Raw genomic sequence first — 11,550 nt, forward strand, 5'->3', positions numbered from 1 at the left:
TAGGGGGTGAACAGTTTAGCTGACGGGATTTATTCCCACGGGGGCGCCGTTCTACCCCGACTACCGTAATCATAAAACTAAAAAAAAAATGGTCAACCAGAAAAATCTGGCTAACCATATATTACGATCGGGGGCAATAGTTAAACAAGAATTATGAAACACAAGGTGTTTTCGTGTTTCTTTTTTTAGTAGTATCAACAGTGAAGTTCTGCGAACCGCGAAAAATTTATAGTAAAATGTAATAAAAGAATCAATGTGCAATGTTATCAATCAACTGCAAAAGCCTTTTAGAACGTTTAATTACTTTTAAGAGGCTTTTTCTTATGGTTTTGAACTTTTATAATTTCACAGCCTAAGTTAAGGCGAACAAGCTTCACAAAAAACAGTAAAACATACAATACCTTTAGAGATTTATTTAAAATAAGGTAGCGATGTTTCAAATGTATCAAAATATAAATGATAATCGACAATTTCTAAACTTTCTATTACCATCATTTCCAGGCCCATCAGGTCCACCTGGTTTCCCAGGACCTGGGTTTGGAGGTCCATCAGGTCTACCACCATTACAACCTTCACAAGCTCCAACAGCTCCTCCTCCACCATTTATTCCTCAACAAGCAGCTGCTTCACCATTTGCTGTGGATCCTGGAGCAATAAGATTTTGCCTGTTTCGTAATACTTTTATTTGGCTAAGTAATGGTACAGGATTTTGGTTTTATCCCGTATTCGTAGGTCCAAGATCTGTTGCTGGTTTCAGATGGAATGGAAGGACTTGGGTGATTTTTGGTATTGACACAAGAAGAATTATTTCATTTACATGTTACTAAATACATTTAGGGTGATGCTTTCATTAGAGCATCGCCCTTTTACTTAGTTAAGAATGAATTGGCATTTAGATTAAAGAATCTGTTTATTGAGGGAGCAACTTAATCAAGGATTTAATATTTACTTAGTCATTTATGCATAAATAGCTTCCTACCAACAAGATTTGATTTCATTTTTTAAGAAGACGGGAAAATAAAAAAGCAGAGAATGGAGGAATAAAAGTGATACAAGTAATGGGTAAATCCTTTGAATTCCAAGGGAATTTGGAATTGGATCAAGTTGAAAAAAATATACTGCAATATATGCAAGAAGATCATATCGTATATTCTTATATTTCTTCGAGAGAATTACTTTTTGAAATTAAATTACGGAAAAATATTATTAAAAGTGCAAAAGAAATGAATGAAACCAAGCCTGAATTTACTATTTTTGAGCAAGCTCGATGTAACCGGAATTACTGGCAATTAACTAAGGCTGGTGGTTTTTTGTTAAGACCGGATGTAAGGCCTTCTGATGCAATTATGGACATTTTTAAGAACAGTTCGCTGTATGCGTTTGAATGTGCAACAGCTTCTGTGATTATCTATTACTATGCTACGTTAAAGACCATTGGACATCATTTATTTAATGCACATTTTCAAGAACTGTATCTATATAGCTGGCATACAGATACAGATCTTGGTCTAGTTACGTTTTATTCAGATGGTTTTTTACCTGGTGACGTTGTTTATTTTGATAATCCTGACTATAATTCACAAACACCATGGTTTAGAGGGGTAAATGCCATACTTTTAGATGATTGGAGATATTTCGGACATGGATTTTCCATTAAGACAGATGAAGAAATTGTTCAGGTTCTAAATAAAAAGAGAATGGAAGGGAGTAAACAGTCCGCAGTCCTGACAAGTTTGTTGACAAGACCTTCTTTTTCCCGTTTATCAGCATTAACAAACAGACAACAGACTAGCAGTGATTTCAAAATGAAACAACATGTCGCGCACCATAACCGGAGTTCCATATCATTACTAAATTATTATAATTATATAATTTCATTGGGATATCAGTTCTTCTAAGATAAAATAAGCATAAGCAAATTATACGATAAATTGCATTTTTAATTACCGGGTAAAAACCCAATTTTCAGTAGACGGGCTCCATTTTCATATTTGAGCGTATCATGTAGTGATAAGCTTACTTAAAAAGAAAGGATGTTTAATTATGTATGCAAACGTGAACGCACCTCCAACTGTCGGAGCAAATGTTCCTCCTCAACCGACTACGGCCCCTACTTTTGTTCAATCATTCCCATCCTATACGGCTCCAGCTTACAGTTATGCCTGTCCAACATATCAAAATAATAACTTTATCTTAATTGTCGTGTTATTTATTTTATTAATCATTGTGGGAGCATGTATCTGTTAAATATTTTTTCTGCTTAGGTAGAAAAAATATAGCTCATTTGGTGGTATTAAAGATACGTTAACAATGAGATTTACAATTACAATGCAAGAGAATATAGAAAGTCCCCCTAGCAATGTCGTGGCAAAGCTGTAATAAAAAACGTAAGAGATAAAGTGGGGGAGTGCATTCCTTTTTTAAAGGGGAGTGCTTTTCTTTGTATGCGAATAGGTAGATTGTTGAAAAGGCAGTTTACATATTCTATTTTTCAAAAAAGCTTACTGATTAAGAAATTCTGGCTGATCTTATAATTCGATAGGGGGCGTTAGTTGAAGAAAACAAATAATATAGAATTTACGCATCCATAGTTATAGTGAATAAAAAATTAAACTATTAAAGAAATTCTATAATCTATATATTTTTAAGAATATATATAAAGTACCGCTTCATGGTTTGCGGTAGGTATTGGTGTAGCCGCTGCCTTAGGTTTGTTCGGAAATAAATAGAAAAAGAAAAAACATTAACAATTGCACTCAGAATAGGAGTGCTTTTTCTATGACATTACAAGATAGTTGTAATGAAACTTCATATTGGTAATAATGGAACAAAAAGGGGATGAGGGGAGGAGAGTAGAAGTGGAAAATACACTTTTATTGGTTACAGGAACATCTTTTACATTAAATTTTTTAATTTATATACAAAATATCTATCTCAATCAAAATCAAACAGATGAAGAAATAAGATTCCCTTATTCATCAACAGAAATAGCCTTTAAAGAGGATTTTCCCAAGCAATATGAACAATTATGGAAGGCTATTGCAGAAAAGGTCAAACTAGATAATAGCTATATATATGAACTATCCAATGAAGATAAAAAATTATTTTACGATAGATTATTGGAGGGTAAGTCAGAGGCCCCCGAATGTTTTAATCAGATTTATAAAAGCTTTCAAGCATGGTGGAACAGCTTGGCAGGATCTTTTTCACTGGAAAGATCCATTGATTCATCAACGATTGGAAAATTATATGAGGATTTATCTAATTTACTGAAAGTAAGGGGAAAAACTCCACAAAACTCATTGTACATTAGCTTAATTTATGACAAATGTTTATTAGCTAATAGTCCGTCCTCTCCTTCTTTTGCAGTTTTAGCTATTGAGGAATTTTTTATTAGATACAGAGAATTAGTTCCCAAATTAGAAAAATCCTTTTAATGCGTTTTTTTCAGTAAATGGATTAAACTACTAGCGGCATTAATCATCAGGTTGATGCCTTTTGGGTTTTCCATTTAGAGAAATGATCGATGGTTTTAAATATTAAATGACATGAACCATAATTTTTGTGATGTACTCTTCTTCTCGATTTTTGACCACATTATCATATATATATTCCTCAAAAACATACTCTCCTAAGGTTAAATTTAAACGATTCATTTCAGCAAAAATACACGTATATGTTTTATCGATGTCTTTTTCTAAACCGATGTGGTAGCCGATTAAATAATAACCCTTTAAAGATGGATGAAATGTGTAGCTGTCTTTTTGTTTCGGTTGCTCCATATATAAATAAGTATAGTTAGTGTACTCTCCTTTTAGTACTTCCTCACGCATAGTCATACCGCCGATTGGATAGCCTGTATCTAGTTCTTTCACATATAGTTCGGTAATAAAATCAGACACAGCCTCCACAAATTCTTCATCAGGTATGTCTTTTATATTCCTGCTTAAATACAGGTTAGCTGCAGAAATTTGTTCTAGTGATATTTGCTCAAAGTTGAGGCTTGAGGCTTGTTCCATTAGCTTAATTTTTGCTTCGATAATCTGCTCGTTTTTCTCTAATTCCTTCCTTTTTTGTATCAATAAATCTTTTTGTTGATACATTAGTGATAAAAATTCTTCTGGTGATTTATTCTGCGTATATTGTTGGATATCGTTTAATGACATACCTAAATCTTTTAATAAATCAATGACAATAAATAACTCTAATTGGCGAATAGAATAGTAACGATAGCCCTTAGAGTCTTTAATAACAGGTGATAAAAGGCCAATTTGATCATAATAAATTACTGTTTGCTTATTAACTTTACATAGTTTGGCAAACTCGCCAGTAGTGAAATATTTTGAATTTTCATGTTCCATATTTTTGAATTTCCTTCTTGACTATATAGTTACTATATACATTAAGATGATTTCAAAATCAATCATTATGTAGTCCACATTTAAGGATGGAGATGTCTATATGAAAACTATTGAGATTAGGCCAGTAACCAAAGCAAATGCTTCAGAAGTTCTAGCCTTAAAAGTAAATGAAAGCCAGAGGCACTATATTGAAACAACCGAACAGTGTTTAGAAGACGCAAAAAATTGCGTTTACTACAAGCCTGTCGGTCTTTATAAGGAAGGTGTTTTAGTTGGTTTTGCTATGTACGGATGGTTTCCTGAATATGATGAAAATCATAAAAAGGGAAAAGTATGGCTAGATCGGTATTTAATTGATGAAAGATTTCAAGGCCAAGGTCTAGGCAGTATATTTTTAAAATCGCTAATCAGCAAGTTAATTAATGAATTCGCATGCACAAAGATTTTTTTAAGTATTTATGATACTAACATACATGCTTTAAGCCTTTATAAGCGCTATGGTTTCACCTTTAATGGAGAATTGGATTTTAACGGAGAAAAAGTGATGGAATTAATCGTATAGCTTTTTATGTATCATTTTAGACCAGAAAAAAAGGAGCAATAAGCAAATGCATTTTAAAATCGAAGCTATTAAAACTACAAAGGAGTTTAATAAAGTGAAAGCATTAATCTCCGAATCATTCCCTAGAAATGAGCAGATTCCATTTTGGTTTCTTCTATGGAAGTCGAAGAAAAACTTCGTAGACCTATTAGGTGTATATGCTGATAATTCGTTAGTAGGTTTTATTTATTTAATTACACATAAAGATTTAACCTTTGTTTTGTATTTTGCTATTGATAATAAGCATAGATCAAAGGGGTTTGGTAGTATGGCAATTAGTAAGTTGAGGGAGTATTGCCCAAATAATCGAATCATGCTTAACATAGAAGCAGTTAAAGAAAATGCAAGTAATTATGAGCAAAGAGTTAAAAGAAAGAAGTTTTATATAAATAATGGGTTTAAAAACGCTAGTCTTATGATAGAAGAGAATAGTAATAATTTATTTGAAGTTTTAGTAAATAACAGCGATGTTACAGTAGCAGAATACGCTAATCTGTTAAAGCGATTTACTGGAAGATTGCTATATCTATTTTTTAAGCCGAAATTTATCCGATAGATTCAACATATCAAAGCTAATGTAAAAATTGGCTTTGATCTTTTTTATGTCTGAAACCTATTGTTCTATATTTCGTATATGTAAACAAAGCCTATTACGAATAAAGTCTCTTGAACCAAAAGGAGGTAAATCAAAATGAAAAAACTATCGACTATCGGAAAGATAAATTTAATTGCAGGTACGCTATTTGTACTAATGGGGATATTGGCTTTTTTTAGTGGATATTTGCCAGGCAGCTTTTTTGTGGAGATGGAGCCTTTCTTATTTATTCCTATTGGCCTTTCCTTATTATTGTCCGCTTTGTCCTTTCAAAAGGCAGATGGAAATTAACGTATTTTTATAACTTTTGGCTGGTTTTGTCAATGAAGGCTTAACGAGTATAATAAAAGTGGATAAATGTAATACGTATCTAAACTTTGGGGAGCACACTAATGATAACTAATATAAAAGAGTATCTATTATATGATAACTTTAATGAACTTGCCGTTGATATTTTAACCTTGGCAAAAGAGATATTACCAGACAGCTTTCTGTTTTTAAGTGCCATTGTCAATAATGAACAGCATATTTTGAAGACTTCTCCTAATACGGAGCATATTAACATTAGAGAGGGAATATCGCTCCCGCTGAAAGTGGCAGTTTGCAGCAGGATTGATTTTACTAAAGGTATCCCATTAGTCTATGAGGATATAAGTAAGGAATCTAGCCTAGATGATATCAAGGGAATATACTCTAACACGAATGTGAATGCTTATTTAGGTGTGCCGGTAATCTTAAGGGATGGCGAGGTTTTTGGGACTTTATGTGCTGTTCATGAGAAGGCTGCACAGTTTAATGAGAAAAGTATAAAGCTGATTGAAAAAATTGCGAAAATGTTTTCTTATTACTTAGAGCTAGAGCAATTAGCATACAGAGACCATTTAACAGGCAGTTATAATCGGCATTTTCTTGAAAGATATTTTAATGAATTTGCCCATGAGGATGGCGCAATTTTCTTTCTAGATTTAGATTGTTTTAAAGAGATAAATGATAGCCTTGGCCATGATACAGGTGATTTGATATTAAAAGAAGTCGCCCTTAGAATGGAGGCAGTCATGCGGCAGAGGAATATAAATGGAGCGGTATTTCGGTTAGGCGGAGATGAATTTATTATTAACTTAGTTGGAAAATTAAGCGTTCAAGAAATCGAGGAAATAGCAGAGGCTTTTATTGAAAGATTATCGTCCTGGGATTTTCAAATCAAGGAGTTTAACTTATCTGTGAGCATTGGCATTGTTCAATACACAAATACAATGAAACTGACGTTAAATAAACTGCTGAAAAAAGCAGATAATGCTTTATATCGGGCGAAAACTAGTGGGAAAAGTACCTACTGCTTTTTTTGATTTTTGGATGAGATTTATATGTGCAGAACCAGTAGAGCACAAAAAATATCCAAAACTAAGCAAATAAGCAGGGAAATTATTTATTGACTTCTACATTAGTTGTAATTATAATGAAAAACGAAATTCGAATACTAAAATTATTTAGGTCGTGGATTTTTCTAGAGTGAACTCTATTTTCGCCACACAAATGTTGTGAGACATTTGTGTGGCTTTTTTTATGCGCCGAAGGGGGATTTAAATTTGAGTAAATGGCATTATGTATTATTTGTTTTTTTAGGTGGCTGCAGTTACGGAATATTATCTACGTTTGTAAAGCTTGCATACGGAGCTGGGTTATCTGTTAACGAGGTAACGGGGGGACAATATTTTATTGGTACTTTAATTATTTGGATACTCGTTTTGTTTATGAAAAAGAGGGGAGTTTCTGGTAATCAAGCCATAAAGTTAATTTTATCGGGCATTCCATTTGGACTGACAGGCATATTTTATTATCAATCCTTACAAACACTTCATGCCTCATTAGCCATTATCTTTTTGTTTCAATATATCTGGATAGGATCATTATTAGAAATGGTGTTTTTAAAGAACAAGCCTTCGAAGGAAAAATTAATAGCAATAGGTATTCTGCTGGCAGGGTCGCTATTAGCTGCGGGGATTACCTCGGAAACTGGTGTTCACATTACATGGCAAGGTATGATGTGGGGACTGCTTGCTGCTATAACCTTTGCAACGTTTATTTTTCTGAGCGGTACAGTTGGACATAATACGGAACCGCTGTTGAAAAGCGCACTGCTTTCCTCAGGCGGCTTAATCGTTGTTTTTATCATCTTTCCACCAGTATATTTTGTGGATGTGTCTGTTCTAGGCGGATTTATACAATATGGATTAATACTAGGAATATTTGGTGCAGTGCTTCCGCCGCTTTTATTATCCATTGGTATGCCTAAAGTCGGCCCAGGACTCGGCACAATCCTGACAGCTTCAGAGCTTCCGGTAGCTGTATTAATGTCTGCGTTAATACTGCGTGAACAAGTAGGTGTTTGGCAATGGTTTGGTGTTGCTCTCATATTAGGAGGCATTATGGTGAGTAATGTCAAAATGTTTAAACCAAGAAATATTTCAAGTCCCAATTGGTAAGGGATATGCGGAGCTGTCCATTAATTAATGGACAGATCCAGTTTATTGCATGCTACCAATCAATGCTGTTTTTGCCTCTGAAAAATTTTCCCGATGGTCCGTCAGACCCAATAGCAGTTAACCATAAGATGGACTCAGCAGCTTGCTTCGGTGTCGTTGGAGCAGAAGTTCCACCCATATCTGTGCTTACCCAGCCAGGATCGGCTGCGTTTACTTTGATATCACCTTTGACTTCTCCCGCAATTAATTGTGTTAAACCGTTTAAAGCAAACTTAGACAATTTATACGCTCCGACTTCTGGAGATGTTAATTGGCTTAAACGGCCATAATCAGAAGAAATATTAATAATTCTTCCATATCCGTATTTTTCCATGAGAGGCAGAAAGGACTGAATGGTATAGTAAGCCCCAAAAAAGTTTGTTTCCATTGTTTTTTCCAAAATGGCAGGGTCCATAGTTAATAAACTTTCATCTTCGTCTAAATAAACACCTGCATTATTAATCAAAACATCTAATCTTCCAAAGTGCTGATCTACCGTGATGGCGGCTTGGCGAATGCTTTCATGATTGTTCACATCCATCTCGAGAAAAGATACTTCTAAATTTGATTTGCGGAGTTTTTTAACAGCTTCTAGCCCTTTTTTTGAGTCTCGGCTTGTTAAGATAACTTTAAAACCTTTCAAAGCCAATTGGCGGACCAGTTCATAGCCAATTCCGCGATTACCGCCAGTGACTAGGGCAACTTTTGAGTCTGTAAACATATTATTATCCTCCTTGAAAAGAATGGAATTTATCTTGACACTTGATGTACAGGAGTCATCATATAGTTTCTAAGTACAATAGTTACTAAACTTAACACTAATGAAAGAATTCCAACTAATACAACATATTGCGTACCCATTGATGCTATTAAAAGTCCGCCTGCAGCTGACCCGACAGTTGTCCCAACGTTGCAAGAAGAGATAAAGAGTCCGTTAGCAAAATCAGGTGCTTCAGGGGCTGAAGACGTAATTAAATATTGATTAATATTCGCCATTATTCCCCCTGCTAAAATTCCCCAAATGAAAGTAAGCATTGCCATTGGCAGCGGATACTGTCCTGTGAAGAATAAGAGGATGTAAACAGCACTTAATAGTAGAGGGAAATATACTACAGATTTAATCGGGTTTTGCGTAAGCAGCTTTCCTGCGACAATATTACCAATCATATTGGCCCCGCCAAAAATAAACAGCGTTAAAGTTATTGTATTTGGAGACATATTCGTTACTGTCTTCAAATATTCCGTGAAGTAGCTGTAAACTCCAAATACAGATGCATTTAATAAAATAACTGTCACAATAGAAATCCAGATTATTGATTTCTTTAAGACAGACAGCTGTGCACCGTAAGATTGTTTTACTTCGACAGGCATAGAAGGGACAAAAATGAATGTCGCAATAAAGACTATAACAGTAACAACAGCAAAGAATGCCATCGCCATTTCATAAGATAGGACACTATCAATAAAACTTGCGATTGGCACACCGGCTACCATACCCGCAGATACGCCAATAAATACTTTAGAAACAGCTTTTGGAGCTTCTTCTTTACTAACAGAGGAAGCAGCAACTGTAAAAGCCATCGAACAATAAATAGGATGAAAAAAACCTAGAACGACTCGTGTTAATAATAAAACAGTAAAATTAGTAGTAAATACAGACACAATATTCCCTAGCACAAACATGCCTAAAACAATTAACATGACTGTTTTTCGATTTATCCCTGAAAACAATAACGGCATTATTGGACCAGAAATAGCAATCGCGAGTGCAAACAGACTCACCAGCAAGCCGGCAGTTGATACACTGACATTAAATTGTTCAGCAATCGAGGGCAATAACCCGATAACCCCCATTTCGGTATTTAAGATGCCAAAAACTCCTATAGTTAAGATGAATATTAATAATTTTTTATTATACAAAAAAATCCCTCCATAAAATTCTTCATTTTACCGGTGCAGCAAAGGTATTACGCGATGACAAGTTTTTTGTAAGTATAAAGGTTAGAGTTAACTCTAGTTCAAGAAGTATTTTTGAAAAAAAATTGTTTTTTTTATTTGGAGGGAGGGGCATTTAATAAAAAGAGCCATCTAACCTACTGGTTGTAGGTTAGATGGCTCTATGTTAATTTAAACTGCCAATTTTTTCAGTTTTATGAATATCTTCTGTGCCTGCCTCTAAGGCAGTCTTATAATAGTCGCATTTATGTTTAATAATTTCCATCGTTTTATTTATTTCTGCCAGCTGTGCTTCAACAGCGGCTTTCCGTTCTAAAAACATGTCATATCTCTGCTGGAGGGTAGCATCTCCATCCTGACACCAATCAATGAAACTTTTAATTTCCTTTATAGGCATCCCAGTAGATTTCAGACATTCAATGATCCTTAATGCGCCAATATCCGACTCTTTAAACAATCTTGTTCCATTAGTTGTTCGTTCTACAAAAGGCAAAAGGCCTTCTTTGTCATAATAACGGAGCGTATAGGTGGTAAGGTTTAATTCTTTCGCTACTTCACTAATAGAGTATGTGTTCATTGTTTCACTCCTTATTCTTCTATAAATATAGATTTAGAGTTAACTCTAGGATGCGAGGCCAATTCTATCATGGTTATTTACTGATTGTCAAAGCTGATTTTAAAAATATTGTAAATTATCATAAAAATGGATAATTCACTTGACTTAGAGTTAACTTTAAGGTTTATCATATTTGCTAGTAAAAGTTTTAACTAGGAATATAGTGTAATTTGTTTTGTGTTTAAACTAAATTATTAACATGAAAGTTAACTGATTTTTACTAGGTGTTATTTTATATCCAAAACAGTTAACTGAATTTCTAATAGGAAGGTGATTATCATGTTGGTAACAAAGGAAACGGTAAGACTGATCCGGGGATTGCAAGCAAGAAATACGACGATATTTGTTGCTAAAGCCCGTTCTTTTAGTAGTGATGTGTTTCTAACTAAGAATGGTAAAGCTTCAAATGGAAAAGAAATTATGAAGGTAATGGACTTAAATGTAAACACTGGTGATGAAATCACCTTGTTAGTCGATGGACCAGATGAGAAGGACGCCATCCATACATTAAAAAAATTCCTATTTAATAAGTAGAAATATTTAGTATTTACTTGGAATTTTCTATGACCAATCTGCAAAAAAGACTCACTACCAAGAACGTTATTCCGATGATTCATATCACATCTGTCCATGACGACGAAGTTTTCCTATTCCGAAAATACAGCTGAAGTTAATCATAAAGAAAAGGGGAATAACCAATGAATTGGTACCCCTCTTTTTCTTATTACAGATTTTACGGAACGAGAAAGCCCATTCCTTAAGGTGTGGGATGAATAAAGTGTACCCTTTGTAAAGGACATTTAAAAAAAGCCTAGGCAGTTTTAAGAAGATGATCTCTGTATTGAACAGGGGTCATCTTTTTTAAGTTCCACTGATATCTATAGTAATTGTAATAAATC

General features: G+C 34.3%; 15 protein-coding genes. 10 read left to right on the plus strand and 5 right to left on the minus strand.

What is annotated here, in order from left to right; genetic code table 11:
- Positions 1-440 precede the first annotated feature (440 nt).
- The 4 genes from M3600_RS27530 to M3600_RS27545 all read left to right on the plus strand — a co-directional run bounded on the left by M3600_RS27530 (position 441) and on the right by M3600_RS27545 (position 3,437).
- Positions 441-827 carry a hypothetical protein gene (locus M3600_RS27530; protein WP_237943959.1) on the plus strand — a complete coding sequence of 129 codons (387 nt, stop codon included), beginning with the start codon at positions 441-443 and terminating at the stop codon, positions 825-827.
- Between the two features lie 219 nt (positions 828-1,046).
- On the plus strand, positions 1,047-1,898 hold the full coding sequence (locus M3600_RS27535) for a protein-glutamine gamma-glutamyltransferase (RefSeq protein WP_237943968.1): 852 nt from the start codon (positions 1,047-1,049) through the stop codon (positions 1,896-1,898).
- Between the two features lie 145 nt (positions 1,899-2,043).
- The gene (locus M3600_RS29475) at positions 2,044-2,247 is read left to right on the plus strand and encodes a YjcZ family sporulation protein (protein WP_396953853.1); all 204 of its coding nucleotides are present in this window, start codon (positions 2,044-2,046) and stop codon (positions 2,245-2,247) included.
- Between the two features lie 611 nt (positions 2,248-2,858).
- Positions 2,859-3,437, plus strand: a complete 579-nt coding sequence (locus tag M3600_RS27545; protein WP_237943970.1) for a hypothetical protein — start codon at positions 2,859-2,861, stop codon at positions 3,435-3,437.
- A 102-nt stretch (positions 3,438-3,539) separates the two neighbouring features.
- On the opposite strand, the gene M3600_RS27550 is transcribed toward M3600_RS27545, so the two are convergent.
- Complete coding sequence (locus tag M3600_RS27550) at positions 3,540-4,361, minus strand: MerR family transcriptional regulator (protein WP_251648388.1); 822 nt, start codon at positions 4,359-4,361, stop codon at positions 3,540-3,542.
- Between the two features lie 100 nt (positions 4,362-4,461).
- Here M3600_RS27550 and M3600_RS27555 point away from each other — a divergent pair, with 100 nt between their 5' ends.
- The 5 genes from M3600_RS27555 (at position 4,462) to M3600_RS27575 (ending at position 8,040) form a co-directional block, all read left to right on the plus strand.
- Entirely contained in the window at positions 4,462-4,923 is a 462-nt protein-coding gene (locus tag M3600_RS27555) for a GNAT family N-acetyltransferase (RefSeq protein WP_251648390.1), read from the plus strand.
- A gap of 46 nt (positions 4,924-4,969) precedes the next feature.
- Complete coding sequence (locus tag M3600_RS27560; RefSeq protein WP_251648392.1) at positions 4,970-5,518, plus strand: GNAT family N-acetyltransferase; 549 nt, start codon at positions 4,970-4,972, stop codon at positions 5,516-5,518.
- A 135-nt stretch (positions 5,519-5,653) separates the two neighbouring features.
- On the plus strand, positions 5,654-5,848 hold the full coding sequence (locus M3600_RS27565) for a hypothetical protein (protein ID WP_251648394.1): 195 nt from the start codon (positions 5,654-5,656) through the stop codon (positions 5,846-5,848).
- A gap of 101 nt (positions 5,849-5,949) precedes the next feature.
- A complete protein-coding gene (locus tag M3600_RS27570; protein ID WP_233315600.1) occupies positions 5,950-6,903 on the plus strand; it encodes a sensor domain-containing diguanylate cyclase in 954 nt (317 codons plus the stop codon).
- A 240-nt stretch (positions 6,904-7,143) separates the two neighbouring features.
- The gene (locus M3600_RS27575) at positions 7,144-8,040 is read left to right on the plus strand and encodes an EamA family transporter (RefSeq protein WP_233315599.1); all 897 of its coding nucleotides are present in this window, start codon (positions 7,144-7,146) and stop codon (positions 8,038-8,040) included.
- Positions 8,041-8,092: 52 nt separating this feature from the next.
- Here M3600_RS27575 and M3600_RS27580 read toward each other — a convergent pair whose 3' ends face one another.
- From M3600_RS27580 to M3600_RS27590, 3 genes are all read right to left on the minus strand, one after another.
- Positions 8,093-8,800, minus strand: a complete 708-nt coding sequence (locus M3600_RS27580) for an SDR family oxidoreductase (RefSeq protein WP_251648396.1) — start codon at positions 8,798-8,800, stop codon at positions 8,093-8,095.
- Positions 8,801-8,829: 29 nt separating this feature from the next.
- Complete coding sequence (locus M3600_RS27585) at positions 8,830-10,005, minus strand: MFS transporter (RefSeq protein ID WP_396953854.1); 1,176 nt, start codon at positions 10,003-10,005, stop codon at positions 8,830-8,832.
- Between the two features lie 196 nt (positions 10,006-10,201).
- Positions 10,202-10,612, minus strand: a complete 411-nt coding sequence (locus tag M3600_RS27590) for a MerR family transcriptional regulator (protein ID WP_233315596.1) — start codon at positions 10,610-10,612, stop codon at positions 10,202-10,204.
- A gap of 318 nt (positions 10,613-10,930) precedes the next feature.
- Here M3600_RS27590 and M3600_RS27595 point away from each other — a divergent pair, with 318 nt between their 5' ends.
- Entirely contained in the window at positions 10,931-11,185 is a 255-nt protein-coding gene (locus M3600_RS27595; protein ID WP_237943991.1) for an HPr family phosphocarrier protein, read from the plus strand.
- 277 nt (positions 11,186-11,462) lie between these two features.
- Here M3600_RS27595 and M3600_RS27600 read toward each other — a convergent pair.
- A partial coding sequence (locus tag M3600_RS27600; RefSeq protein WP_164849711.1) for an IS3 family transposase occupies positions 11,463-11,550 on the minus strand: 88 nt, incomplete at its 5' end.

It is taken from the genome of Niallia sp. MER 6, from assembly GCF_023714395.1.
GTDB lineage: Bacteria > Bacillota > Bacilli > Bacillales > Cytobacillaceae > Niallia.